This is a genomic window from Bradyrhizobium sp. Gha, assembly GCF_900113735.1.
Taxonomy (GTDB): domain Bacteria; phylum Pseudomonadota; class Alphaproteobacteria; order Rhizobiales; family Xanthobacteraceae; genus Bradyrhizobium.
In genome coordinates, this window is the sequence record NZ_FOQM01000011.1 from 1 (window position 1) to 23,653 (window position 23,653).

Annotated in this window: 24 protein-coding genes and 6 pseudogenes; 16 read left to right on the plus strand and 14 right to left on the minus strand. The window is 59.9% G+C overall.

Annotated elements, in window-relative coordinates:
• Both BM222_RS15725 and BM222_RS15730 read right to left on the minus strand, forming a co-directional pair.
• Positions 1–735: pseudogene (locus BM222_RS15725) on the minus strand (transposase); the annotation flags it as partial.
• A 93-nt stretch (positions 736–828) separates the two neighbouring features.
• Positions 829–1,066: pseudogene (locus BM222_RS15730) on the minus strand (IS66 family transposase); the annotation flags it as partial.
• 76 nt (positions 1,067–1,142) lie between these two features.
• Between BM222_RS15730 and tnpA the strand changes: the two are divergent.
• From tnpA to BM222_RS15755, 5 genes and pseudogenes are all read left to right on the plus strand, one after another.
• Positions 1,143–1,655, plus strand: coding sequence for an IS66-like element accessory protein TnpA (gene tnpA, locus BM222_RS43315; protein ID WP_092229149.1), 513 nt, complete (start codon positions 1,143–1,145; stop codon positions 1,653–1,655).
• Positions 1,588–1,790 (plus strand): annotated as a pseudogene (gene tnpB / locus BM222_RS43035) (IS66 family insertion sequence element accessory protein TnpB). The gene tnpA and the pseudogene tnpB (BM222_RS43035) overlap by 68 nt, the downstream one beginning before the upstream one ends.
• Positions 1,791–1,998: 208 nt before the next feature.
• Positions 1,999–2,730, plus strand: a pseudogene (locus BM222_RS15745) (transposase); the annotation flags it as partial.
• Between the two features lie 114 nt (positions 2,731–2,844).
• On the plus strand, positions 2,845–3,027 hold the full coding sequence (locus BM222_RS41090) for a hypothetical protein (protein WP_177243245.1): 183 nt from the start codon (positions 2,845–2,847) through the stop codon (positions 3,025–3,027).
• A gap of 132 nt (positions 3,028–3,159) precedes the next feature.
• Positions 3,160–3,434 (plus strand): annotated as a pseudogene (locus BM222_RS15755) (transposase domain-containing protein); the annotation flags it as partial.
• 77 nt (positions 3,435–3,511) lie between these two features.
• Here the strand turns inward: BM222_RS15755 and BM222_RS15760 are convergent.
• Positions 3,512–3,852, minus strand: a pseudogene (locus BM222_RS15760) (IS66 family transposase); the annotation flags it as partial.
• A gap of 239 nt (positions 3,853–4,091) precedes the next feature.
• On the opposite strand from BM222_RS15760, the gene BM222_RS15765 reads away from it, so the two are divergent.
• The gene (locus BM222_RS15765; RefSeq protein WP_092229150.1) at positions 4,092–4,676 is read left to right on the plus strand and encodes an IS110 family transposase; all 585 of its coding nucleotides are present in this window, start codon (positions 4,092–4,094) and stop codon (positions 4,674–4,676) included.
• A 31-nt stretch (positions 4,677–4,707) separates the two neighbouring features.
• Positions 4,708–4,941 carry a transposase gene (locus BM222_RS41095; protein ID WP_177243246.1) on the plus strand — a complete coding sequence of 78 codons (234 nt, stop codon included), beginning with the start codon at positions 4,708–4,710 and terminating at the stop codon, positions 4,939–4,941.
• A 547-nt stretch (positions 4,942–5,488) separates the two neighbouring features.
• On the opposite strand, the gene tnpB (BM222_RS15775) is transcribed toward BM222_RS41095, so the two are convergent.
• Positions 5,489–5,668 (minus strand): IS66 family insertion sequence element accessory protein TnpB, encoded by a 180-nt coding sequence (tnpB, locus tag BM222_RS15775; RefSeq protein WP_349509859.1) that lies wholly within the window; start codon positions 5,666–5,668, stop codon positions 5,489–5,491.
• 615 nt (positions 5,669–6,283) lie between these two features.
• Between tnpB (BM222_RS15775) and BM222_RS15780 the strand changes: the two genes are divergently transcribed.
• Together BM222_RS15780 and BM222_RS15785 are read left to right on the plus strand one after the other, a co-directional pair.
• Complete coding sequence (locus tag BM222_RS15780; RefSeq protein ID WP_092229152.1) at positions 6,284–6,565, plus strand: helix-turn-helix domain-containing protein; 282 nt, start codon at positions 6,284–6,286, stop codon at positions 6,563–6,565.
• 160 nt (positions 6,566–6,725) lie between these two features.
• Complete coding sequence (locus BM222_RS15785) at positions 6,726–7,634, plus strand: LysR family transcriptional regulator (protein WP_092229153.1); 909 nt, start codon at positions 6,726–6,728, stop codon at positions 7,632–7,634.
• Between the two features lie 286 nt (positions 7,635–7,920).
• Here BM222_RS15785 and BM222_RS15790 read toward each other — a convergent pair whose 3' ends face one another.
• The 3 genes from BM222_RS15790 to BM222_RS15800 all read right to left on the minus strand — a co-directional run bounded on the left by BM222_RS15790 (position 7,921) and on the right by BM222_RS15800 (position 9,115).
• The gene (locus BM222_RS15790; protein WP_092229154.1) at positions 7,921–8,457 is read right to left on the minus strand and encodes a DUF2285 domain-containing protein; all 537 of its coding nucleotides are present in this window, start codon (positions 8,455–8,457) and stop codon (positions 7,921–7,923) included.
• A gap of 46 nt (positions 8,458–8,503) precedes the next feature.
• Positions 8,504–8,698: a transcriptional regulator domain-containing protein gene (locus BM222_RS42110; RefSeq protein WP_092229155.1), complete on the minus strand. Its 195-nt coding sequence runs from the start codon at positions 8,696–8,698 to the stop codon at positions 8,504–8,506.
• Positions 8,699–8,854: 156 nt separating this feature from the next.
• On the minus strand, positions 8,855–9,115 hold the full coding sequence (locus BM222_RS15800) for a DNA -binding domain-containing protein (RefSeq protein WP_092229156.1): 261 nt from the start codon (positions 9,113–9,115) through the stop codon (positions 8,855–8,857).
• Between the two features lie 612 nt (positions 9,116–9,727).
• Here BM222_RS15800 and BM222_RS15805 point away from each other — a divergent pair.
• From BM222_RS15805 to BM222_RS15825, 3 genes are all read left to right on the plus strand, one after another.
• On the plus strand, positions 9,728–10,009 hold the full coding sequence (locus BM222_RS15805) for a helix-turn-helix domain-containing protein (protein WP_092229157.1): 282 nt from the start codon (positions 9,728–9,730) through the stop codon (positions 10,007–10,009).
• A gap of 2,262 nt (positions 10,010–12,271) precedes the next feature.
• The gene (locus BM222_RS15820; protein WP_092229159.1) at positions 12,272–13,084 is read left to right on the plus strand and encodes an alpha/beta fold hydrolase; all 813 of its coding nucleotides are present in this window, start codon (positions 12,272–12,274) and stop codon (positions 13,082–13,084) included.
• Positions 13,085–13,106: 22 nt separating this feature from the next.
• Complete coding sequence (locus tag BM222_RS15825) at positions 13,107–13,814, plus strand: helix-turn-helix transcriptional regulator (protein ID WP_143105970.1); 708 nt, start codon at positions 13,107–13,109, stop codon at positions 13,812–13,814.
• Here the strand turns inward: BM222_RS15825 and BM222_RS15830 are convergent.
• Both BM222_RS15830 and BM222_RS15840 read right to left on the minus strand, forming a co-directional pair.
• The gene (locus tag BM222_RS15830) at positions 13,704–15,110 is read right to left on the minus strand and encodes a diaminobutyrate--2-oxoglutarate transaminase (RefSeq protein WP_210188505.1); all 1,407 of its coding nucleotides are present in this window, start codon (positions 15,108–15,110) and stop codon (positions 13,704–13,706) included. The genes BM222_RS15825 and BM222_RS15830 overlap by 111 nt on opposite strands.
• Positions 15,111–15,297: 187 nt before the next feature.
• Positions 15,298–15,924 (minus strand): acyl-homoserine-lactone synthase, encoded by a 627-nt coding sequence (locus tag BM222_RS15840; protein ID WP_177243247.1) that lies wholly within the window; start codon positions 15,922–15,924, stop codon positions 15,298–15,300.
• Positions 15,925–16,154: 230 nt separating this feature from the next.
• Between BM222_RS15840 and BM222_RS15845 the strand changes: the two genes are divergently transcribed.
• Positions 16,155–16,592 carry a BP74-related protein gene (locus BM222_RS15845; protein ID WP_092229163.1) on the plus strand — a complete coding sequence of 146 codons (438 nt, stop codon included), beginning with the start codon at positions 16,155–16,157 and terminating at the stop codon, positions 16,590–16,592.
• Between the two features lie 20 nt (positions 16,593–16,612).
• On the opposite strand, the gene BM222_RS15850 is transcribed toward BM222_RS15845, so the two are convergent.
• Positions 16,613–16,966, minus strand: coding sequence for an XRE family transcriptional regulator (locus BM222_RS15850; protein ID WP_177243248.1), 354 nt, complete (start codon positions 16,964–16,966; stop codon positions 16,613–16,615).
• Between the two features lie 294 nt (positions 16,967–17,260).
• Here BM222_RS15850 and BM222_RS15855 point away from each other — a divergent pair, with 294 nt between their 5' ends.
• Positions 17,261–17,674: an HD domain-containing protein gene (locus BM222_RS15855; protein ID WP_244547144.1), complete on the plus strand. Its 414-nt coding sequence runs from the start codon at positions 17,261–17,263 to the stop codon at positions 17,672–17,674.
• 100 nt (positions 17,675–17,774) lie between these two features.
• Positions 17,775–19,148 (plus strand): hypothetical protein, encoded by a 1,374-nt coding sequence (locus BM222_RS15860; protein ID WP_092229166.1) that lies wholly within the window; start codon positions 17,775–17,777, stop codon positions 19,146–19,148.
• On the opposite strand, the gene BM222_RS15865 is transcribed toward BM222_RS15860, so the two are convergent.
• Together BM222_RS15865 and BM222_RS15870 are read right to left on the minus strand one after the other, a co-directional pair.
• Positions 19,149–19,844 (minus strand): DUF7002 family protein, encoded by a 696-nt coding sequence (locus tag BM222_RS15865; protein WP_502690894.1) that lies wholly within the window; start codon positions 19,842–19,844, stop codon positions 19,149–19,151. It lies immediately after the preceding gene.
• Complete coding sequence (locus BM222_RS15870; protein WP_244547145.1) at positions 19,835–21,112, minus strand: adenylosuccinate synthetase; 1,278 nt, start codon at positions 21,110–21,112, stop codon at positions 19,835–19,837. The genes BM222_RS15865 and BM222_RS15870 overlap by 10 nt, the downstream gene beginning before the upstream one ends.
• Between BM222_RS15870 and BM222_RS42120 the strand changes: the two genes are divergently transcribed.
• Entirely contained in the window at positions 21,113–21,331 is a 219-nt protein-coding gene (locus tag BM222_RS42120) for a hypothetical protein (protein WP_143105971.1), read from the plus strand.
• Positions 21,332–22,201: 870 nt separating this feature from the next.
• Here the strand turns inward: BM222_RS42120 and BM222_RS15880 are convergent.
• Together BM222_RS15880 and BM222_RS41100 are read right to left on the minus strand one after the other, a co-directional pair.
• Positions 22,202–22,870 (minus strand): nucleotidyl transferase AbiEii/AbiGii toxin family protein, encoded by a 669-nt coding sequence (locus tag BM222_RS15880; protein WP_092229168.1) that lies wholly within the window; start codon positions 22,868–22,870, stop codon positions 22,202–22,204.
• On the minus strand, positions 22,836–23,192 hold the full coding sequence (locus tag BM222_RS41100; RefSeq protein ID WP_092229169.1) for a hypothetical protein: 357 nt from the start codon (positions 23,190–23,192) through the stop codon (positions 22,836–22,838). The genes BM222_RS15880 and BM222_RS41100 overlap by 35 nt, the downstream gene beginning before the upstream one ends.
• Positions 23,193–23,653 lie beyond the last annotated feature (461 nt).

Here is a 23,653-nt window from a genome sequence, read left to right on the forward strand (position 1 = left end):
CGCGGAAAGTGAGCCGCGGCTCCAGGGCGGGCGAGAAGCGGAAGAAGATATCGATAATCGTGAGCACCCGGAGCTTGCCACCATTTGCCAGCTGGTCATGAACAAAGTCCATCGCCCAGGTCTCGTTGGCGCGCGTCGCTGGCCTGCGGTCATCGCGCAGCTTGGCCTTGACCCTCCGCTTCGGCGATTTATTGCGCAATTGTAGGCCCAATCCGCGATAGATGCGACGGGTCTTGTTCTGCCCATGACGCCATCCCTCGCGGCGGAGCAGGACGTGGACGCGGCGATAGCCGTAGCGAACGCGAACATGGCAGATCTCCTTGATCCGAGCTCGAGGGCGGACTGGCCGGAGCGACGAGATTTGTAGTGGTAGCTCGAGCGATCGAACTCGAGGGCCTCACAAGCCTTGCGGATCGAGACCTGTCACTCACCACAAATCTCATCGACGAGCTTGCGCTTCCGACAGGCTTCATAGCTTTCGGCGGATCACGTCCTGAACATCTCCTTGTCGAGCGACAGATCGGCTACCAGCTTCTTTAGCTTGCCGTTCTCCTCCTCGAGCTGCTTCAGCCGGCGCATCTCGGTCGGCAGCAGACCGTCATACTTCTTCTTCCAATTGAAGTAGGTCGCCTGGCTGATCCCGGCCTTGCGGCAGATCTCGGCCACCGCAACCCCGTCGCTGCCCTGCTTGAGAATGAACGCCTTCTGGGCGTCCGAAAATTTCGAGGCCTTCATCGTCGTCGCTCCTCCCAGTCGAGGGATTTACGCAGCGCCAACTCTAGCCAAAAATGGTCCAGTTTGCCGGCCTCAGATCAAAACAACGACGCGCAAAACACTTAAACGCGATTCGCCGCAGCAGGCACAGTTCTTCGGGGCCGCGATAACCGCGCTCGCGTTCGATGTCGTCCGGCCAGGGCTTGCGTACCGGCCGCTTGCGCGTGAAGGCGCGTACGCTCTGGGTTTTCGCCGCGACGGTGCGCGCGGCAAGCTCATCCTCGCTCGCCGTAGTGGCGAGCTCTTCGAGTTCCAACTCCAATTGCTCGATCAGCCGCGCGGTGCGCTCAGTATCCCTCCATTGAGGGCCGCCTTGTTTGACGGGCGGGATCGCTGCAGGTCCTAGGGGTCATCCTAGGAGAAGCGCTATGACGATTTCGAGGGCGGTGATCACATCGGTCGAGCGGCGGCGCCGGTGGTCGCAAGACGAGAAGGAGCGGCTTGTTGCGGCGTCGCTCGAGCCCGGCGCCAATGTTTCCGAGGTAGCTCGCGTGGCCGGGCTTCATGTGAGCCAGCTGTTCAGGTGGCGCAAGGAGCTTTGCAGGCACGGCGAAGCGAGCATAGCTCCGTTTGTTCCGGTCGAGATTGAGCCCTCTGCGTCACCGCAGGAGGTGGCCGAAGCGCCGTTGACGACGACGGCGCGGCGACGCAAGAGCCATGGCTCATCGAGATCGATCTTGGTCGCGGGCATCGCATCCGGGTCGATGGCGACGTTGATGGAGACGCGCTACGTCGCGTTCTCGATGCTTTGGACCGCCGATGATCCCGAGTCCGACGGGCGCGCGAGTGTGGCTCGCGACAGGCTACACGGAGATGCGCCGAGGCTTTCCCTCGTTGGCACTCCAGGTGCAGGAGGTGCTGCACAAGGACCCGCTCAGTGATCATTTGTTCGTCTTCGGGGGCGCCGCAGCGATCTTGTGAAGGTGATCTGGCACGATGGCCAGGGGGCATGCCTGTTCACCAAGAGACTGGAGAGAGGAAGTTTATATGGCCATCCGTTGCCGGTGAAGCTGTGACGATCTCGCCGGCACAGATGAGCTATCTGTTGTCCGGAATCGATTGGCGCAACCCGCAAGAACCCGGCGTCCGACGCGGGTCGGATAGGTGTTTTGGGTTTGAGTTTGCAGCCTGATCTGATTCAATGGCTTCATGACATCGAAGCCGGACGATCTTCCATCGGACCTTGCGAGCGCCTACGTTGCGCTGCTGGCCGAGCGTTAGGCCTTGCAGGTCGCGCGCGATGTCGCCGTCGCGGATGCCGCCAGTGCACGGGTGGAGCTGTCGGACAACGAAGCGCTGATCGCACATCTTGAGCTGCGGATCGAGAAACTCAAACGCGAACTGCACGGGCAGCGATCCGAGCGCTCGGCACGGCTGCTCGAGCAGTTGGAGTTGGAGCTCGAGGAACTCGTCACTATCGCGAGTGAGGATGAGCTCGCCGCGCAGGTGGCGGCAGCGAAGACGCAGAACGTCCGTCCCTTCACGCGTAAGCGGCCGGTTCGTAAGCCTTGGCCGGACGATATCGAACACGAGCGCGTCGTCGTTGAAGCTCCAACGACAGCGCCTGCTGCGGTGGATCGCGGCTGGCGAAGGTCGGCGAGGATGTGACCAAGACCCTGGAGGAGATTCCCCGCCGCTTCAAGGTCATCGAGACGGGACGCGAGAAGTTCACCGGGCGCGATTGCGAGAAGATTAGTCAGCCGCCCGCGCCGTTCCATGCCACGCCGCGCGGCTTCATCGGCCCACAATTGCTGGCGACGATCCTGTTCGACAAATTCGGGATGCATATCCCGCTCAACCGCCAGAGCGTGCGCTTCAAGGCCGAGAGGATCGATTTGCCGCTGTCGACGCTGGTCGACCAGGTCGGCCACGGGACCTTCGCCGTCATGCCGCTGTTCCGGCTGATCGGGCACCTATGTGCTCGCGGCCGAGCGCCTGCATGGGGACGACACCAGCGCGACGCGCTTAACGTGCCGGCGCAGAATACGTTCGACCGCCGCTTTTGCCCGTTACCTCGATGACCACCTCATCTTCCAGGCGGAGTGTCTTGGCAAAGCCGACAAGCCGATCGTGGACGAGATCAACGCGGAGCTGTCGGATTATTGTTCCATCCTCCAGGACCGCCACCTGGGCGAAGGATCTGTGGATGTCCATGCCGACGATTTGCATGCTTGGTTCTCCTTTGTCTCAGGAGCCAGTGGCTTGCACGACATCTACGGATCCGCGCTCGCAGCGCAGCCGGGCAAGTCGTAGGGGCGGCCAAGTAACAAAGCGAGCTCACAGCTCACGGTCATGGCGCCCTGCCACCGTTTCGTGCTCCAGCGCCCCTATCCCGGCTTGGACAGACTAATCCGGACGACCGGTCCTCTCCACCGGGCTTGAGCGCTGAAAACCAATTGCGCTGAACGCGCATTGAGAGGCATCGCCCGGGGCGGCGCAACTGGACCTTCGCTGGCAGCCAGCGTGGCGCCGACCGTGCCGCCATCATGCTGACAATGATCACGACCTGCCGCCTCAACGACGTCGATCCCAAGGCCTGGCTCGCCGATGTCCTCGCCCGTGTCGCCGATCTTCCCACCTCGCGCCTGCACGAACTGCTGCCCTGGGAATGGAAGCTCCTGCGCCAAACCGACAAGGCCGCCGATCAGCAGGCTGCCTGACCTTCACGCAACGCCATCATAGAGCTCGCCGTGCCCGCGCGCATGCGTCAATCAGGCGGTCCTCGTCGTGTGCGTACCCTGCGTACCGGCCGCTTGCGCGCGAAGGCGCGCTCGCTCTGGGTTTTCGCCGCGGCGGCCCGCGCGGCAAGCTCATCCTCGCTCGCGGTGGTGGCGAGTTCTTCAAGCTCCAATTCCAATTGTTTGATCCGCCGCGCGCCGTGCGCTCGGAGCGCTGGCCGTACGATTCGCGCTTGAGTTTCTCGATCCGCAACTCAACTCAGCACCGCGTTATCCGACAGCTCCGCCTACGCACTGGCAGCCATCGCCTCGGCTCTCAGCCGGGCCTCACGCTCGGCTTTCAGCGCTGCCAGGGCACTGACAAAAGGTCCGACGGAAGGTCGTCCGGATTCGATATTATGAAGCCATTGAATCAGATCAAGCGGCAGATTTAAACTAAAACGGCTATCCGACCCGCGTCGGACGCCGGGCTTCTTGAGGGTTGCGCCAATCGATTCCGGACAACAGGTAGCCCATCTGTGCGGCGGAGATCGTCACAGCTCGCCCGCAACTGCTGGCCAGATCACATGGCCTTTTCCTGCCCGTGATCGCATCTGGGGCGTCGCTGGGATTGCACCCGGCAAAGAAGGAGAAAATGCCATGCAATCGGTTTGTGCCTTCGTTGGTCTCGACGTACACAAGCAGACAATTTCTGTCGCGGTAGCGGACGTTGGGCGAGCGGACGAGGTTCCGCATGTCGGCACGATCAAGAACAATCTGACGGCAATCGGCAAACTCGCTCGGAGTCTGGCGCGCCGACATGGTGTCGTCGAGTTCGTCTACGAGGCTGGATCATGCGGCTACAACGTTCAACGTCAACTCTCGACAATGGGGATGATCTGCAGAGTGTGCGCGCCCTCGTTGACGCCACGCAAGTCGGGCGAGCGGATCAAGAATGATCGGCGCGACGCCATCATTTTGGCTCGTCTGCATCGGGCCGGTGAGCTCACCTATGTCTGGGTGCCGGACGCGCGTCATGAGGCACTACCCGACCTGGTACGGGCGCGGCACGCAGCTGGTCAGGATGTCCGCCGAGATCGCATTCGCATTCAGGCGTTCATGCTCCGTTGCGACTTACGCTTCGAGGGTAAGGCTTGGAGTCCGGATTTGGCTCTGCAACAGGACGTTCGCCCATCCGGCGCAAGAGATTGCATTCCAGACCTATCTCAACGCACTGGAGCATGACGAGGCTCGCAAGGCTGGAGTAGAGGAGGAAATGCGCGAACTACTCGCGAGCTCCCCGTGGGCCAAACAGATGCAGGCTCTGCAAGCATTGAAGGGCGTCGGTCCGATCGTCGCCGCTACGATACTCGCCGAGGTAGGAGACTTCTCCCGGTTCGCTCATCCGCGTCAGCTCGTTGCCTACTTCGGCCTCGCCACAGGCGAGCACAGCAGCGGCGGTTGGCAACGCTCTTTCATCCATTGCCCGACCTTCGGCGTGGTACGATAGCTCCAGGCAGCTTCACACAGCACGTCCCGCGCGATCGAACTGCCCGCCTTGGTGATGCCGGGCGGCCTTACCGTACCTAGTTTCACAAGATATCGCTGCTCTGGCCTGGAAAGCGCAGCTACGTTTCCACAAGACCTATCGGAAGCTTACCGCGCGCGGAAAACGCGCAGTCGTCGCTACCGCTGCAGTTGTGCGGGAGCTGCTCGGCTTTATCTGGTCCATCGGCCAGCGCGTCCCGCTAGGCACGTAATCGACGACGCATCCTACGATCCGCATCAGCGAGGACGCCGAGCGCGGTAGAGGGAATCCTCGAATTCATTTTGGACAGCGGAAACGCCAAGGTCCGAGGCCAGAGCGAAGCAGCCCTCCGGCGCACCGCCATCATGGGGTAACCAATCCCCGCATAGGAGTCTGAGCGACCGTCGAGAACACTCGGCGTCCTCACCCATGCGGATCGTATGCGTCAAATACCCACGTCCCAAAACGGGCGATCGGGAAGCTGTGTTCAAAACAGTTGACAGAGGCCGTGAATAGGCATGCTCCTGGGTCATCGTGCTAGATCACCTTCAAGGTCGCTTCGGCGCCCCCGGAAGACGAACAAGTGGCCGCTGAGCGGGTCTTTGCGCAGCACCTCCTGCACTTGAGATGCTAGCGACGGAAAGCCTCGGCGCATGTCCGTGTAGCCTGTCGCGAGCCACACTCGCGCGCCCGTCGGAACCGGGATCATCGGCGGACCAAAGCATCGAGAACACGACGTAGCGGCCTATCGACCCGGATGCGGTGCCCGTACCAAGATCAATCTCGATGGTGCCTTGGCTCTTCCGTCGACGCCCCGATGTCGTCGTCAATGGCGCTTCGGCCACCTCCCGCGGCGGCACAGACGATCCAATCTCGACCGGCACGAACGGGGCTAGGGTCCCTGAAACGCGCTGTCTGCGCCGATCCAGGGATAAAAGCACTCTCAAGGTGGCCGAACGGCTGTAGCTGCGATCGCGATAATCTGCGCCGACTCATTTCATCGGAGCTGCAACTCCATTTCGATGAATGGAGGAGCACCGCCTCGCTCAGTCAGCATCTTTGCTTGCCTCGAGCCCGTTCGCGCGAGTTTGGCTGCGGAATCGAAACCGCCGCCGAGCACCAGTTCGGGTGAGCTTTCTGCCAGCGCTCGGAAAACCTGTGCCGCCGCGATCAAAAGACGACGACATACCGGCGCTTATGCGGGCCGCGCCAGTAGCGCCCCCGGGAAAACGATACGGTGGCACCCAGGCCTTCCAGTCCGCTGATTCTTTTATGTAGGTTATAGCCAGTGGTTTGATGACCGTCGAAATGGCTGCCTTCGCGCATGAGAGCTCGTGCGCTTGTGGCTTACAATCTGCGCCGGATCCGCGTCCAGCGCGGTATTCCGCAGGAGCAATTGGCTTACGATGCAGGAGTTGATCGCTCCTACATGAGCGGACTTGAACGCCAAGAAGCGAACCCGACAGTCGATCTTCTTGATCGCCTTGCCGAGACGCTCGGTGTACCTGTCTGCGAACTGTTTCTTCGGCCATCCAAGGGCGCCCCGCCACCTGCAACGTTACCTAAAGGCCGCAAGCCGAAGCCCAAACGCGGCAAAAAGACTTAAGTCCCCGACAAACACGATCTGCGACACTGATGTCGCGCGCTCCCGGCGCGGGTGTTGCGCTCACACGAGGATTTTATGCGTGGCGGACACTGATACGCAGCGATCCGGCCATGGGCATCGAATATTGTGATGGACTTTGATTCTGGCGCCGGAGCAGACAATGGCGGCTCAAGACGATGAAGTTCCTCTAAATGCCATCCGCGCGTTTGTGACCGTTGCCCGCGAAGGCAGCGTCACGCGAGCGGCCACCACTTTGGGAACAACGCAAAGTTCGGTCAGCCGTTATTTGGCTGTACTGCGGGATTATCTGGGCGCTGACCTCATCGAGCGGCGTGGACGGCGCAGCGATCTGACCGAGTTCGGAAGGCTGTTCGCAAACGCAGTGTCTGAACCGCTCGAAACCGTCAGCTTCACCGCGAAGAGAATGCGACGCCGTGCCGGCGCAGGAACGAACCGGATCGTGGTCCGCACGTCATTATCAACCTTTGCTTTCTCTATCCTTATTCCAAATCTGCAGGCTTTCTCTTCTGAAGCGGGTGGCGTTATCGTGGACATCATCAGCTCGCTGGCGCATCCGACATCTTCGGATGATTTCGATATTTTGATTACACGGGATCTTTCCGTCATCGAACCCGCCGACAGTTGGGAGATTTACAAAGAGGAGCTCGTGTGCGTCGGCCCGCCACATCTGGTCGGAGGCAGAGAGCTCTCGATTGTTCGCACAACCCCGATACTGAACATCACATCCCGCCCCGACATTCTGCCGACATGGCTGAGAGCCATGAATCTGTCTTCGAACGATATACGAGTGGGCGCCCGGTATGATCACAACTATCTTGCTCTGGCGGCTGTCATGACCGGAAAATGCCTTCTTGTCGCGCCGGAAATCATCGTCGGAGATCTTGTCAAAGGGGGCGCTTTGCAAATCATCCCCGGCACCCGCACTCCAAGTGGCATGCGATATCGCGCCTATGCCGTAGACCGCAGCGCGCACCCCGAGATCGCGCGTTCTTTTTGCCGATGGCTGGCTCGTCTTTGCAAGAAGGTAGCACCTGCGCAGGCTGCCTGAGGTCTAGTGGTTCCTCAATCCGCTGCAGGAGGAGACCAATGTTCAGGTCGGGCGCGCTCAACTGAAGAAACTGTTCAAGCATGATCCAGCTGCGCGACTGTTGACAAGGATTTGCCGAATTCGCGGCCGCCAGTTGCTAAAGCCTGCGGAGATAGTGTCCCTCTGTTGCAGCATTCAAGACGGCATAATGAGGTATCGGAGCGCAAAGACTTTATCCTATTCACCATCCTGCCCGGCAGCAGAAGAGTTGGCTGGCAGCACCGAAGGTAGGCCATTTGTCGTGCCACTACTTGTCATCCCTGCCCCTGCGTTTGTCGAGCAATGCTCGCCAGCGTAGGCGCATGAGGCGCTGCCCCAGCTTAACAAGTCGAATGGTTCGGCTGCGCAAATCGTCTGTTTTCCAGGCGCGCTCGGCAATACGATGACTTCCAAACAGTCCTTGCGCAATTTGGCGATAGCTATTTCCTTCCTGCCATCCATCCACTGCGCGTAACGCCAGGATCAGCCGACGCCGCTTCAAAGCAGGCAAAGCAAGTGGCGAACGTCCGAGCGCTCGACGCTCAAGGGCAAGCCAAAATCGACGAGCGGCCCTCAGGCGAAGCTCGAAACCGGCATCGAGCGGCAGATCAACGACGACAGCATATCCGCTCGCCGGAAGCTTCCCTAGACAAAGGCGATGCTGCGTGCCCCCGAGCGGAACGATCGCATGCCATCCATCCGGCGCACGGCGAAGCTCGCCGCCCGGCAGATTGTTGAAATCAAGCGAATAAGTTTTGGGCGCAATGCGGTTGGCCGCCCGCACAGCCAGTACGGTCGGCAGCACCTCAGGTGCCCAAAAGACTGCTTGCTTGTCGAAAGTCTTTTGCGGATCAGCAGGAAAACGAGAGCCCCCACTTGCGTCGGAACTCGCCCGCCGCCGCGCTTGAACGTTCGCGGCGAGATAACCGCTTATAATCCTGTTGGTAGTCGTGATCCCGGCGCAGCCACTCCCAGGCCAGGTCGGCAGCATCTGCCGTCTTCAGGCCGCTGTACGCTTCCTCAGATCTCCAGTCAGTATCCGCCATAGCACCTTTCCCGCACAATCTTCAGACGCGGCGAAATGCAGCCGATGATTGTGGCGGTTTCCGGCTGCTTGCTTACGTGCGCGCGTCTCCCACGCAACTAATCGATGGAACAATCAACTTTTGCGATTGCGGCATTCGCGCCGATCATTGTTTTGGCTAGCCGCTACGTAACAGATCACGATAGCCCTTGCCCGCTACCCACTTGGCCCGTGTCAGATGACTTTCGAACGTGCGTCGCGCTCGATCCGGTTCGGCGGTCGGATCAAGCCCAAGCACGATGCGCGCAATTTCACGCCAATCTGCCTTCGCAGCGTCGGCATCAAGAAGTCGCATGTAGGCAACAGCGTGCTCCCTGTCATAGGACGTGAGCTCGTCGACGCTGGGCGCCAATTCTGCGATCTTCGGCTCTGCCGGCACTGCTTAAAACTCCTACCCAGCTGAAAAATCTACCGAAATCGGAGCAACGATAACGAATTCTTGGTCGCTTTGGTACCTACCCAATGGTCGCACGCCAATCTCCTTTTCGCGCCCAGACGGCAATCGCATATCGGCTCACATTGGTCTGTTGGCCCCACGCTTTCGCTTTTCGTCACAGTCCATACCGGAAGCGATCGCACATGCGCCCCGCAACTAGGTTGCCCTTGCTGTTCCCTGGTGGACGGCCTGGTGGTCCGTGGTGAGGGGCCCGGTCGCACTCGTGAACGGCAATAACCAGAACCGGCCTGCTGGAGAATATTCGTTTCCGTTTCGACCTTCAGTTGAACATTCATCCTATATAGCCGCGGTCTTTCGCGAAAACGCCGCAGGTCTGAGGGCGATTTCTTCTCTGCTGCCAATGGCAAGCTATTGCCCCACGAGAAGGCTTATGATGATCAACGAGAAGTACGGGCACCCACTAGCTGCGTCTGCATTCACCGTTACTGATTCCTCGAAGCAATAGGGGAGAACAGCCGAAGCTGGTGCGAGCTTATCGTAATACCCTGGCTATAACCAGTGGTTTCATAACCTTGGGAATGGCTGCCTCTGCGCATGAACGCTCGTGCGCTTGTGGCCTGGAATGTGCGCCGGATCCGCGTAGAGCGCGGCATTCCGCAAGACCGATTGGCCTACGATGCCGGGATCGACCGCTCGCATATGGGGCGCATCGAGCAGAAGAAAGAGAACCCGACTATTGATCTCCTGGAACGCATTGCAAAGACCCTGGGCGTTCACTTGTCCGAACTATTCATAGAGCCGGCTAAAGGTGCAATGCCCCCTGAGCCGATGTCTAGAGGGCGCAAGCCGGCACGGCTCGGCCGAAACAAGGCGTGATTATTGAGTGAACCACGTTTCGGTTAACGCCTCGGCGAATCGACCCGGAACGGCCGACGTGCTTACAGCCGACGCTTCCAATATCCTTCTCCAGCCGATGTACCAAGGTTCCCCTTTAGCGCTCCCTCGGAGGAGCGGCTTGTTATAAGGCCGAGCATCCTCGAATTGAACGCTTGCGCGCTCGCGTAATCTCACCGACGGTCGCTTGAAACCGAGGCTTGGGAATAGTCCTTTAGAGCTTTGGTCGGTTTGGCGGCTGGGGGTTCGGGTAATCGCAATGGCCCCAACTGAAAGACTTCCTCAAGTGCATGGAGGGACTTGCTCTCGTGCTGCGCATGGGCACGGGAGCAGATCCGTACTCCAGAGCTGGAGGTCGGAGGATCAAGCTAGTATGCGGCTCGAGGATGGGACCTTTCAGCTGGCCGAATATGGGAGTTGCGATGCGCTTGCAGGCGCAATTTAGGGTCTCTAAAAAGGCTCGATTGATGGCTTGTCAATGGACAGTCAAGACGCCGGCACGATCGCAAGAGGGATTTTCCGCAGGCGCGCCGCAATGTGAATCACGGCCATCGGACGTCGCGCCAGGTGGCGAATATGTCTGGTGTGAGCGATGTTAGGTCTGATTATCCCGTCGCTATGAAAGGAGCTGCTCGGGAGCGAGAGCCAACGGATGCATCAGATCATAAAAATGGAACGTCATCGGTTTGACCGCCGAGCAGAGACAATGCCTGAAGATCAATGCTGTTGGGCCGGGAAGAAGCCTAGCAGGTGGCAGCCGCGCCCGTTAGTTGACTTCTAGTGCATATGACGGGCGGCTCCGCTCGACATTGCAGGCCGCAACTTGGACGTGGGTCTCCAGGCGCCTGAGTGACCCGGGAGATGTGAATAATGTTAGGCAGCCTTCGCCGCCCTTGATTTTGGTTCTTTCACGTGCGGTACGCGAGCGTCAATCGCAAGCTGATCCATCGTCCACTGAGGGGTGATTGATTTACTCACGGGATACGGCTACGGCTCAGTCGCGCGATTGTCCCAGATTACGACGTCGCCTGATTTCCAGTTCCAGCACAGGGGATTCCGGGTCGCAATGACGTAGGATTGCAGCCGTTCAAACAGTCTTTGGCTGAATTAGCGCTGCAGGCCGACGAAGTCGTTCACGGAACGACGGAGCGAGAGCATACAATCGCCGGTCTGGGATGAACACGAACAATCAGATGTGCCGATCCCGATCGCCTTGATACGGATCTTCCCTAGATGGCCTGGTTGAGCATGCCAGCTAAGTACCGCGTGTTGCGCGGATACGATCGGTCGGCGATGGCGATACGCTCTCGTGTGAGGCCTCGTAATGCTTAAATCCGGCGGGCAATCGCGAAAACGCGCGTGTTTTGTGCATCGCGCGAGCTTGCGGCGCGAGGGTAGTAGCGAGCTAGAAGCCGCGCATAGGGCCGTAGTCCCGACCGGGCATGCGTCAACACCCCTCAACGCAAGATGACGGGCGGCGAGAGCGTGGCACAGCGAACGAAGGGGCACGCGGGACCGAGCGCAGCGACGAGAGCGGTCCAGTAGCGGCACCCGAGATCGGGGCAGTGATGGCAATCGGCGAAAGACGAGCCCCTTTCCCAAGTGGCTTCCGCGGCGGAACTTTACATTTCCTTGCGGAACGGATCGAAGCCGCACGGCGGCCGAGACCTGCCGCATCTCATGAGCGTCGAGATTGCCGAACGCTTGGGGGCCGGTGTCGACAAAAAGTTTGACCTGCTAGTGGCCGAGAGCTTGAGCGAGACCAGAGCCAAAGGAGGCGTTCGCGGCAAACCCGTCAGGGTAACTCGCCAATACCTTGGGAGCGGTCAAGCAAGTTCCTCGACCGACGCGCACGCTACAGATGCTTCCTCACATTGGCGCGCTGTTGGCGGCCCCATCTCTCGAGTTTGCGATAGGATGCTTATCCTAGCCATCAGCGGCAACGATACCGTGGGTGAATTGTGACCTTGCACAGAACATCTCCGATCGCCCGCTGTAGGGCACCGCAAAGCTGTTGGTGAAGGTCATCTTCGGCGAACACGGGTCCGATCTTTGACGACACGCACCGAACTTTGAACCATCCATTGCGGCGCAACCATTAATCCTATTGACCGGTAAAACCGTTGGTGCATCAATGAGCATGTACTTGGATTGATGTCGTTAAAAGTTGTGTGAGTTTTATTTTGAAAAACATTGTCGCCTCTCCTGCGCTAACGGGGGCCTCATTTCGCTTGGTGGCCATCCATGCTCTCACGTAGGCGCGCGATAGAAGGGCTGCGGTTGGGGGTCTTGGAGAGCGCTCCGAGCTCCGTTGGAGTTCTGCTGATCCACGGCAATTCTTCCTCGAAGGAGGTCTTTGCAGGCCAATTTCGATCGCTGCAGAGCGCCGGCTTCGGTGTTGTGGCGCCCGATCTGCCCGGCCATGGGCAATCAGACTGGTCACGCACCCCACGAAAGACCTACAGCTTCCCGGGCTATGCAGCCGTGCTTCATGGCCTCATGACCAGACTTGGCTATCGATCGTACCACGTGATCGGCTGGTCGCTTGGCGGCCACATCGGGCTCGAGATGCTCGCGCGGTACCGCGAGGTGCGGTCGCTTGCTCTTACGGGTACCCCGCCCGTCCGGCTGAATCCCGAGGGCGTTGGGGCAGGCTTCCGGTGGACACCTTCGACAGCCCTGGCCGGACGCCGGAGGTTCTCCTCCGAAGACTGTCAACGTTACGTCCGCGCGATGATGGGGACCAATCGGGTCTCAACAGGTCATCTGCGAGCCGCCGAAGGCACGGACGGCAACGCGAGGTACTGGATGGTGCGAAACGGCATGGCCGGCGTGGGAGCGGACGAGGTCGACACGGTAGGCGCCGATGATCGCCCACTAGCGATCCTCCAGGGCGCCGCGGATCCATTCTTGAAAATCGATTACGTCGAGGGGCTGAGATATCGGAATATTTGGAAGGGACGACCCGTGTTGCTCGACGCAGGTCACGCGCCGCATTGGCAAGTACCGGCCAAGTTCAACCGGCACATAAGGGAGTTTTTGAAAGACGCTGGCTAGTCGAGTGGAGCTGGGGAGCACCATGATTGCGACCGTAGAAGAGTTTATCGAGAGAACTCAGGAAGCCAACAGCGACCTCGAGCTGAAGAATCTGTTTCTCGCGACGATGCGCGATGTTGGCTATGAGAACGCGGTGTTCGCGAGAGCGCAGCATAAGCGTCTCATTTCGATCCCTTGGAGCGAATTTCCGCCTGGCTATCTCGACACTTACCGATCGATGCAATGGGACAAGATCGACCCAGTCGTGCAGCACGTACAGACGGCGCGGGGTCCGTTCCGTTGGTCCGACGCATGCATCCCAAACCGGGTCAGAAAATCGCAGCGGACGTTTTTCGAAGAGTGTCGGGAGTTGGGCGTCCACTCCGGCATCACCATTCCCATGCGCGGACCCGCCCGCGAGACAGACCTGATCAGTCTCAGCTTCCGCGAGAAAGGGGCGCCGAACGCCGACAGGTCTGTCTACGTGTATATGGTCAGCGTGCAGTACTGGCTCAAGTACTGCGAGTTGATCGACCGGCGGCGAACGGATGCGATCGTCCTAACCAGCCAGGAAATCGAATGCCTCAAGTGGTGCAAGGAAGGTAAGACCAACTGGGAGATCGGCGAGATTCTAGACATCTCACAGAAGACTGTTGAATTCCACATCGGCAACACGATGAAGAAGCTCGGAGCGAGCAATCGCATCACAGCAGTGATCATGGGGATCAAGAACGGCATCATCTCGCTCTAGCCGGATGACAGCTTCGTCCTTTCCGAGTATCGAATCGATTATTTGCGCAAGGCGTGCCAAAACCGAGGAGAACAGATCGAGGTCGATATTGAGCGGCGCCATGATCTTGAGAACTTCGTCGTTCGATCCGCAGCACTCGATGACAATGCGCTCCCGGGCCGCACGATCCGCTACCAGCGCGGCGCTGGTCGGGTTTGAAAACCGTAGGCCCTGCATCATGCCGATCCCCGTTCCAGAGAGATGGCTGTGATGCCGGGCGGACATCGTAAGACACCAATCCGCCAGTATCCGAGATCGCACCTCGAGCCCGTCAATGAAGTCGTCCGTCCAAAGATCCAGAGCCGCCGCAGCCGTCACGAAGGCGAGCGAGTTTCCGCGAAACGTCCCGTTGTGCTCGCCGGGCGACCATACGTCATGCTCCGGCCGCAGCAGGAGCAAGGACATGGGAAAGCCATAGCCGCTGATCGACTTTGCCAGACACACGATATCCGGCTGAATGCCGGCACGCTCAAAGCTAAAGAATGGGCCCGTGCGACCGCAGCCGGTTTGTATCTCGTCGACGATCAGGAGAGCCCCGAGGCGGTTCGCCACACCGGCTAGACCTTTCAGCCACTCGATTGAGGCGACGTTCAAGCCGCCCTCTCCTTGGACCGTCTCGACAATAATGGCAGCAACGGGCTCAATTCCACCCGAAGGATCGACCGCCATGCGCTCAAACCGTTCGAGGTCATCGAGACCCGCGCCGAAATAACCATCGTAAGGCAATCTCGTCACCCCGCCGAGAAGTCCCCTCGCAGACGTCCTGCACGAAGACGAGCCGGTCGCGGCCAGCGATCCCATTGATACGCCGTGAAATGCATTTGTGAAGCTGACGACGTTCGACCTACCCGTGACTTTGCGCGCGAGCTTCATGGCGGCCTCAACGCAATTGGTTCCGGTCGGGCCAGGAAACTGCATGACGTAGCGCAATCGGCGCGGAGCGAGAACTTTCGCCTCAAGCTTCGACATGAAGTGAAGCTTGGCTTCGGTGTGAAAGTCTAGGCTTGCTGCGAGTCCGTCCGACAACAGATAGTCTACCGCCGCGGACCGAAGGTGCGGGTGGTTATGTCCATAGTTTAGCGATCCACAGGCCGACAGGAGATCGACATAGTCGTTGCCGTTCGCGTCCAAGATGATGGCACCCCGAGCAGAGGAAAGAAGGGCCGGTAGGCGTCGGCAGTACGAGCGCACATTCGATTCGTGATCCGCGAAGAAGTCGAGATGATCGGGTCCGGCAAACTGTGCTTTTGGCATCATGCGCTCGCCTCCTTGGCCCGATCCGCTTCTTCGGCGCTTGCTATGCAGTTCATCTTGTCTCGGATCTCCAAAATATCCGCGACAATCGCGTGATATCCGGCGTCGCGCGCGACCCGTCCGAGGTACGTAAGTGCATCAGCCATGTTTCGTGCCGTGTCGTCCTTGCAGGGCTCGCAACAAGTCACACTCATGCTGCAGTCCTTTCCGGCATCGTCTCGGGGCCAAAGGCCAGTACGCTGTTGCCAATTTCGAGCTTTCCGCAGTGCCATACCGGACGAATGCTTTGGGTTGGGACAAAAAATGCGCGCTCCATCTCGCCTTCGATTCGATGGGGTTGGCCTAACCATTTGATTCCCGACCTGACGAAGTGCGCCAACAGATGCTCGCGTGTTACCCCAATCATGCCGACGCCTTGATCGAGCTGCAGGAACTCCTGAATGGCGCAGAGTAATTCCGGGAAGATTGTCTGCCGGATAATCGGATCAACGCTCTTGTCGACGCACACGCGAGTGACTTCGAAGATTTTCGGGGATGCAGGAAGCTCGCCATTTTCGACCAGATGCGGCCAATAGCTACGGAGCATGTACGGCCCCGTCGTTCGAAGGAGCCGAGCCAATCCCCGTACGACCCGCTCCTGATCCCGCCAAACCAGGTAGGTGGCCGCCGGCGTGTCGAATTCGTCGAATTCGAGTCCGCACCAGGACGAGTGGTCCAACTTCCTTCTCCTGACGAAGACGTCGTATCTCAGCCGAGCCTGGGAAGCCAAAGCATCGTGAAAATGATGCGCCGTCGCAACGGAAAACGCTTCGATCATGCGGTGTCGCTCCGATGAAGCTGCATCCGAGCAAATCGCGCAGGTGTGGTGTACTGGGAGAATCCCTAAGGCACCGCTCAACTTATCTTCAAACCTGTCGGAAGCGATGATGCGGGTTTTATCGTGAGACCTAGGTGTTTCCCTAGTGGCCGGCGCGGAACGCATAAGCGATCTCTCTCCTTGAGCTCAAAAGCTTGGGTGGGAGCGGATAGATTGGGAGAGGGCTTGATATGCGTCATCGTATATCTATCGGATGTCTCCTTCTGTGGTTCGCCGCGGCTTGGCCGACGGCCGATGCTCAACAGGCTCCAGAAGTCGCCCGCTTTAGCTTTCGGCAAATGTCGCCAAAGCAAGAGTTGAAGCACTTCGTGTTTGAGGTGCACGGGAAAGCTTCGATCGACGAATTCCGGGCGACGCTAGCCGACCCGGCCAATCGCAAGCGGCATGTCTCAGGTGTCATCGACCAGCACAGGGTATCCTACAATCCTTCATGGTCGTTCCATCTCGTTCCCGAGAGCGCCCGGCTCTTCGAGATGCAAATCGAGGTCTGCGACGCAAACGTGACCTATGTGGAGGAACACCTCGATGAGGTCGGCGGCAGTTTTCTACCGAAGTCTTTCTGGTGCCCGTGGTCGTCGGAGTTGGAATCCGAAATCCCAGTACGTTAGAGCGGCTTGAAGCCTGCCTCTCACCTTCGCTTAGCGCTACGTAGGGCAGCCATGCCGCCGAGTACGGCTACGAGCAGATCCGCGTCTTCCGCCGTGCCGTCCCACACGGACAATGCGCTATCGACAATACGCTTCTTGGCATCCTCATCTGCGTGAACACGACCGACGAAACGCAAGGGGTCAATTCCAAGATTTATGCAAATTTGCAAGACATTGTGACTAACCGCCCTGAAATCCTGAGCGAGAATCCTGCTGACCTGACCTTGGTTTACCCCACTTATTGCCGCCAGGTCAGACGCAGAAAGCTGACGCGCTTTCATCTGTTCGCGGATTTCGTCCACCAGCGCTCGCTTCGATTCGCTTGCCAATTTCATGCAAATTTGCATATATAGGGGCATTCGATTTTGCAACCTTATTCAAAGGCACGTATCCTGCACGCGCCGATGGAACAAGGATCGCATGTCGGCATATATTCGGAGGGGCTGATGCGTTGGGAGGCGAACACAGTGATTGCGGTCAGGATAGATGTCGGACCATCGATCATGCTCCAGAGCGGGGCATGGTTTGACTTCGCTGCGCCTCACGCTAGCCCATTCACGGTCGAAGACATCGCTCATGGACTCGCTCACATCTGCCGGTATTCCGGACAATGCAGGGACTTTTACTCGGTGGCTGAGCACAGCCTCCTCGTCAGTGATGTGGCCGCTGGCTTCGAGTTCGAAGCCTTGATGCACGACGCTGCCGAGGCATTCCTCGGCGACATCACTCGACCGCTGAAGCAGATGTTGCCCGACTACAAGCGCATCGAGGGCGAAGTCGAGCGGGCGATCTTCTCCCGCTTCGGGCTTCACGCTCCGATGCCGCGCGAAGTAAAGCAGGCCGACCTTCGCGTGCTCGCCGCCGAGCAGCGCCAGATCATGCCGAGGGGAACCGATGAGTGGCTACGAGGACTGGACGTCGTCCCGGCCCCCGTGACTGTGCGCAACCTTTCCCCACAGGAGGCAAAGCGCGCGTGGCTGGAGCGTTTTGAGGCTCTGTTCGTCCTGCGATCGAGAGTCAATCCCCTTAGATCGGCCCGGTGAAATGCGTTGAAAACCGCTTCCCCGTCTGGACGTGATCGGGTCGCACCTGTAGCACCCGCGTTAGTTCGTTCTGTATCGTTCTCGCGACGAGGTCTTGCATATGTCGCTCAGGAAAGACCAATCGCTCGACGAACTCGCGAGGATCGGCAACGTCGCCCAATTCGTGAGCTACTCGCCGGGCGGAAAGACACCCAGTCAGCAGTTTTGCCGGATCGCCGGCTATGAGCCCAACCACCGCTTCGTAACGGTACGTGAGGGCCTCTCCAGCCTCGCGGAACACAGCCCCGAAGGTACGATCAATCTCCGAAGCTTCACGCCGGAAAGTCCCAGGAGCAGGAACTTCCACTACGGCCTCGGAAACGTCGATGAAGCGGAATCCTTGCTGAGGAAGATGTCCGCGGAGGGCTTGTTCGTCATTGCGAACGAGACGGTCGACGTCTCCGACGGCGGCGTGTCGGGCGTCATCCAAGGCGGGGTTGCGGAGTTCGCTCCCGACGACACACCTCGTTGCGTCGAGAAAGAGGGCACGGCATCCATGCCGTCCGATCTCGCGAGGTCCATTATCCGCATGGTTTTTGGCTTCGAGCCGGAAACGGTCGCGGCCGATCGGGGACGTCTGGAGTTCAGTATTCATCCGAAGCCCCGCGGCTGGCGTCGGTCACATACCCTGATGTGGGAGTACGAGGCCACGGAGTCAGCGCCGGCGCAGCCTGCCATGAAGTGGCCGAACCGGTTCAGCCAGCATATCGGCGACAAGACATTCGGTCTCCTGGTCGCGCACGCGATCGGCCTGCCGGTCCCTCGCACGACCTGCTTCTCCAGGCGGGTCGCGCCGTTCACGTTCGGTCAGGATACGGCGTCCCGCGAGGTCTGGACGCGTACTTGCCCGCGGGAACAGGAGCCAGGCCGATACACGACCGTCAAAGGATGGGCTGATCCGTTCAAGCTATTGGCGATCGAAGATCCGCAAGGCACGCAGATCCCCGCGATCCTTTGCCAGGCCGCCATTCCGGCGACCCATTCGGGCGCAGCCATCACGGATGCAACCGGCAAATTGGTCATCGAGGGTACGGCCGGTGAAGGCGATCACTTTATGCTAGGCCGGAAGATGCCGGAGAGCATCCCGACTTCAGTAATGAAGGATGTCGGGGCTCTCTACGATCTCGCGAAGGCGTCTCTGGGCCCTGTTCGCTTCGAGTGGGTCCATGACGGGTCGAGAGCCTGGATCGTGCAGTTGCACAAAGGCGCGACCGACAGCGCCGCCTCGACGATTGTGCCGGGCGAGGCACGGCGATGGGAAGTTTTCCAGGTATCGCGCGGCCTTGAAGCGCTGCGGGGCTTCCTGGATGGACTACCGGGAGACGTCGGCGTCAGCATCGAAGGCGAAATCGGATTGACGAGCCACTTCGCCGACCTGTTGAGGAAGGCGCGGCGCCCGGCTCGCATCGAGAGCGCAGGGGTCGCGGGCCACTGACTACGGCCCGTCGTCCGCAGCCGTTCCTTTCTTGCGCCAAAGCTCGGTCGGCTGGCCGTTGTGGACCGAATGCACCGCTATCGCGTGGTCGGTGATGTCCTGAACGCCGTCGAGCACCGTAAGCTCGACGACTGCGTTGCTGGCCCTTCGTTTCTTGCGCCACTGGTCGAATGGGTAATCGGCGATCGGAAGAAATGTATCGACTCCGCGCGGAGCCGGCCTGTAGATCGTGGCGCCGCTATTGATCGGACTGAGCCTGATGCGATCGCGGTTCGCCTCGACTAGGCTCTTGGTGTCGAGGGTCAACACGGTCTGCGGCCGCCCTCGATAGGCCCGTGCACCGAGCAGCCCTCTCAGCCTATCGCGCGAGAGCCAGAAGAAGACGCGCGCATTGAGTGTCTCGAACCATTGCTCCGGCGTCGTGCCGTCGGTCAGGCACTTTTCGAGCGCAGAGGCGGTCATCGGCTTCTGATCTCGCACGACCGCATGAGGCAAGCCATCGGCCGCGATGAGAACGGATTCCGGACGGCGGGCGGACTCAAGATCGTGCCTAGCCTTTCCCTTGTATTTGTAGAGATCGAGCAGCGAGGTCGTCGACAGCAACCCGTGCTTGCGGATCGAATCCCAACTACCGTTCTCGGCCATGTGCCACAACCGAGGGTACTGCCGGAGTAGATCCTCTTCCTTCAACGCCAATTCCTCCGGTCGATGACGCCAAAGCGCTCGAAGCGCGTGGAGATCAGCGAAACCGGCGCATTGGCGACGCGCTCTACCTCTGCGATGAAAAGCTTGGTTTCGTCGGTAAGCTGGTCGAAACGCCGCGCCAGGCGGTTCTCGACGTTGATGTAGTCGGAGAAAGACAGGGCGATATCGGTCGCGCCGTTCAGGACGGCCGAGCGTCTGAGCTGCTCCCAATCGAATTCGGCTACCCGCCTGGGATTGCCCGACACAGATCCGATTTCCTTTTCCTTCAGCTCCGCGGCCGGGATACCGGACCGCTCGGCGATCTTGTCGAAGTCGATAACGATGTCCATCGGGCCCGAGGCGCCGCCGACGCGGATCGGGTATCTCCTAGCCACCATGACGATCCTTCGCACCCGAGTGGGGGCAACTCCGGCATCGGCCAGACAACCGGATGCGGTCGTCTCTCGTGCCGTCACATGCGGGTAACTGCCGTGATGCAGGCTCAGACCCGTTCCCTGCGTACCCTCGATCATGATCCGCGTGCCGTTCGCATAAGCGGTCTCCAGCTCGCGCTGCACAGGCTTCACATAGGGGATCAAATCAGGATGGTGCTTTGCAAGCCGCACACTCGGTCCGAGCATCGGCTTGTCGCTGCGATTGAGGATCTTGCGGGCGAGCGCGGCACCGGCGCCCTGCTTGGTCGAACCGATCGATCCCAAGCCGCCCTCTTGCCCCTCAAATTGCCTGTCCCAGTCCTCGATCACCATGGCCTGCTCGTCAATCACGAGCCGCTCAGGGGTCAACCCGCAGTCCTTAATCTCCTTCAAGATCCTCTCGGGGAGAATCGTAGAGCCCGCCGCGATCAGGATCTTGGCGGTGTCGTTGGACCGCGTGCCAGACGGGAGCTGCCGGTAGTTGTAAGGCGGGAAAGCCACTTGATGGCCAGCATTTGGGCCTCCCACGCGCACCAGAACGCCGTACCCCTTAGCTATGTGTGCGCAAACGTGCCCTTTGCCCTCGCTGCCATACTGGCCGCTGATGATCACGTCCACCAGCGGTTCGGCCACCGCGGGAAAGAGACCCATGCCGACGACGGCGCGCGCGAGCAATGAAGGCGGCTTGCACCTCCAATTCTCCACCACGCGATCGGCGACCCGATCGAGAAGCCAGACCCCGCTTTCGGTGCTGTCGGCCTTGACTTGATCGTATTCCATGCCGGTGTCGGCGACCGAGCCGCGGTCATCGTATTGTTTCTTGATCACGTCGTAGGGCGCGGTCACATGGATGTGCACGAACTTCTCGCCGAACGTATCCCGCAAGTGCCCGATCTGGTCGGCGGTCCTGACGGAATCGATCAGGACGATCTCCTTCTCGCCGTGCACACGGAGATGGTCAACGACGCCGTCACGAACCCACGTGCCCCCAGTCTGCACATCCAGACGTTTGCCGGCTTCGATGAGTTCCGAGCGCTCGTTCTTGGTTCCCGCCTCGATGAGTAGGGTACGTGTCGAGATCCTGTATGCGCCGAAACGCCTTTCGAATTCCCCTGCGAGCGCGGATTTGCCGACAGCAACGGGGCCGGATAACGCGATGACATACTTCACAAGACCTCCCTCCTCGTCCTGAAGACAAGGCCGAATCCAACTCGTATATCCAGTTGATTAATCGACCGGCAGTGGCTGACAACCTAGGCATTTCCCGAGGTCTTCCAATGCCTCACCGCCCTCCGGCGAAGCTTTGTTGATTCAACTTCTTGTGCCAAGTTCTGATTCATCTAGCGCTCCAAGTTCGGGAGGTGGGCTTCAGGTCGATGCTTTGGGCCCGCCGCAGCCGCCCCGGCCCTAGTCCATCCGGACGCCTGCTGCGGCTGAGACAGATTCCCCGAACATTTGCTCGGGTCGGCTGCCGCCGGTGCGGCCGCGCCCTCGAGATCCAGAAGGTCGACGCGGCCCGCCTGTACGGTCCGGACGCAATCGGGCGGGACGATGGGCAGCGCCTGCTGGACAACGCATGCAGACAGCAAACCGGACGCCATGAGGAGGATGGCTGCGGGCGATCCTACGACACGCCGTAGCCGACGGACGGTTATGGCCCCAAGTAAGACGCGACGCCGCTCTCCGGAAGCAACCGCAAGGCCCTGCAAGAGGAGCTCGGGCGCGCCCTCGCCATGACTTCGATCCTCGCGGGCCAGGCCCTGAAGCCCGCGCCTCGATGCGCCTTACTGCTTGTCCTTGAGAGGATGGTCCAAGTAGAAAACGCCGAGAAACTCGCTTATCGCATACTCGAATCCTTTTGCCCGCGAACTGTCAGCGGCTACCTCTTGCAGTGTCCGCGGGCGTCTCACGACGCGGCCTCCGCAGAGCTATGGCTCACGGCTTCATGCGGCTGCCGGGCTCGGGCTCGTTCTGCGGAATGCGCTTGCGGATCTCCGCGAGCGCCTCCAGTGCGACGTCGCACGCCCGGTCGATGAATTCTTCACCTCTGGGTGTGGCGTTTATCAGGTTTCGCATGTCGGCTTGGTATTGCCCCTTCGCGAGATTCAATCGGTTCAGCGCAGAGAGGATAATGTGGTCCGTTATCGCGGGGCATCGTGCGACCTCTCCAAGCGCAGATGGCTCGAAGAGCTGGATTGCGGCGAGGTCGAAGGCGTCGCGCGCGGTGTACGTCGCCGCACGATAGACGAGCTTCTTCGTCGCGATTTCCGCGGCTCGCTCCGCAGAGATGCTCCGGCCACCGAACTTCAGTTGGTAGGTCGGATCATCAGTGTAAGACGGGGCGTTCATAAAATCGATCTCGCCAACGCCGCGCAGGATGAGCTTGAGGTACTTTCCCGGCCACTGCCACGTATCGCAAAGCGCCTTCGTCGCCGGATTTATGTTGGGCGCGAGCAGCTTCAGGACGGTGCTCGAATCCAGGAAGATATCGACGTCGTAGGAGATGCGATGATCGAGCACCTGGGCCAAGGCGGTGCCGCCGCCGAACGTCCAAAGCCCGGCGCCGCGCTCAAGGCTGTCGAGAGCGACCAGCGCCTTCTGCATCAGGTCTTCCCACCGAGAAGCTCGCCATTTGCCGGATCCATCTTTCATTGTCGGAGCTCAAAAGGTGCCACGCGTCGATCGCGTTTGATAGTTCTTGGAAGGTGACCAGGCGATCGATTACGAGATTATGGAGCACGGAAACGTCAACCTCGTCGAAGAGAGCTTGGACGTGCACACGCCATCGCTCGTCGGAGATTTCGCCCCTGAGACAAGCCAGCAAGGTGCGCTCGTCGATGCCCGTCGGCAAAGGCGTGTTTATCGTCGTCACCGCTGCGGTCAAGTTTGCGAACGCTTCTTCCATCATCCCCCAATATGAGGCCATTCGCGGAAAGCCTCAACGGGCGGGTCGTAAATTTTGCCCCACTGTCGACGACCTAAAACATTGAAAACGTGTAGTTTTAGCTCCTCGGCGCCACGGCCCTCCGGATTTCCGTGTGGAATCCGTCCCTCCGCCGAGGGTGAGGCCGGTCCAGACGTCGCGCGATCAAGTCGTCGATCTTGCTCGCGCGCGGGATTGCGCGTCCGGAGAAGGGTGGCCGAGCCCGTCCCAGACGGGGCGGCACCGGAGGTTTTGCGACCTCTCGCACCGTCCGATCGCGCCCAAGCCCAAAACCTGGCTTTCGGCGGCCGTCGAGCCGACTCGCCGAGCCGTCAATCGGAAGACCTAATCGAGGCTCCCAGCCCGGTCCCGGTGCTTGATGGGCTGCCGGCCTAGTCGCCCGAGATGCTGCATGATAATCGGCAACCAACCTGCACAGCAAGCGACGGACAAAAAGCGATGTG

Bases quoted from the DNA above. Each gene is read 5' to 3' on its own strand.
- tnpA (WP_092229149.1), top strand. From the start codon at position 1,143: ATGACGATTTCGAGGGCGGTGATCACATCGGTCGAGCGGCGGCGCCGG.
- BM222_RS15765 (WP_092229150.1), top strand. From the start codon at position 4,092: ATGCAATCGGTTTGTGCCTTCGTTGGTCTCGACGTACACAAGCAGACA.
- BM222_RS41095 (WP_177243246.1), top strand. From the start codon at position 4,708: ATGCGCGAACTACTCGCGAGCTCCCCGTGGGCCAAACAGATGCAGGCT.
- tnpB (WP_349509859.1), bottom strand. From the start codon at position 5,668: ATGATCCCGGTTCCGACGGGCGCGCGAGTGTGGCTCGCGACAGGCTAC.
- BM222_RS15780 (WP_092229152.1), top strand. From the start codon at position 6,284: ATGAGAGCTCGTGCGCTTGTGGCTTACAATCTGCGCCGGATCCGCGTC.
- BM222_RS15785 (WP_092229153.1), top strand. From the start codon at position 6,726: ATGGCGGCTCAAGACGATGAAGTTCCTCTAAATGCCATCCGCGCGTTT.
- BM222_RS42110 (WP_092229155.1), bottom strand. From the start codon at position 8,698: ATGGCGGATACTGACTGGAGATCTGAGGAAGCGTACAGCGGCCTGAAG.
- BM222_RS15805 (WP_092229157.1), top strand. From the start codon at position 9,728: ATGAACGCTCGTGCGCTTGTGGCCTGGAATGTGCGCCGGATCCGCGTA.
- BM222_RS15820 (WP_092229159.1), top strand. From the start codon at position 12,272: ATGCTCTCACGTAGGCGCGCGATAGAAGGGCTGCGGTTGGGGGTCTTG.
- BM222_RS15825 (WP_143105970.1), top strand. From the start codon at position 13,107: ATGATTGCGACCGTAGAAGAGTTTATCGAGAGAACTCAGGAAGCCAAC.
- BM222_RS15830 (WP_210188505.1), bottom strand. From the start codon at position 15,110: ATGATGCCAAAAGCACAGTTTGCCGGACCCGATCATCTCGACTTCTTC.
- BM222_RS15840 (WP_177243247.1), bottom strand. From the start codon at position 15,924: ATGATCGAAGCGTTTTCCGTTGCGACGGCGCATCATTTTCACGATGCT.
- BM222_RS15845 (WP_092229163.1), top strand. From the start codon at position 16,155: ATGCGTCATCGTATATCTATCGGATGTCTCCTTCTGTGGTTCGCCGCG.
- BM222_RS15850 (WP_177243248.1), bottom strand. From the start codon at position 16,966: ATGAAATTGGCAAGCGAATCGAAGCGAGCGCTGGTGGACGAAATCCGC.
- BM222_RS15860 (WP_092229166.1), top strand. From the start codon at position 17,775: ATGTCGCTCAGGAAAGACCAATCGCTCGACGAACTCGCGAGGATCGGC.
- BM222_RS42120 (WP_143105971.1), top strand. From the start codon at position 21,113: ATGGATGTGCACGAACTTCTCGCCGAACGTATCCCGCAAGTGCCCGAT.
- BM222_RS15880 (WP_092229168.1), bottom strand. From the start codon at position 22,870: ATGCAGAAGGCGCTGGTCGCTCTCGACAGCCTTGAGCGCGGCGCCGGG.
- BM222_RS41100 (WP_092229169.1), bottom strand. From the start codon at position 23,192: ATGGCCTCATATTGGGGGATGATGGAAGAAGCGTTCGCAAACTTGACC.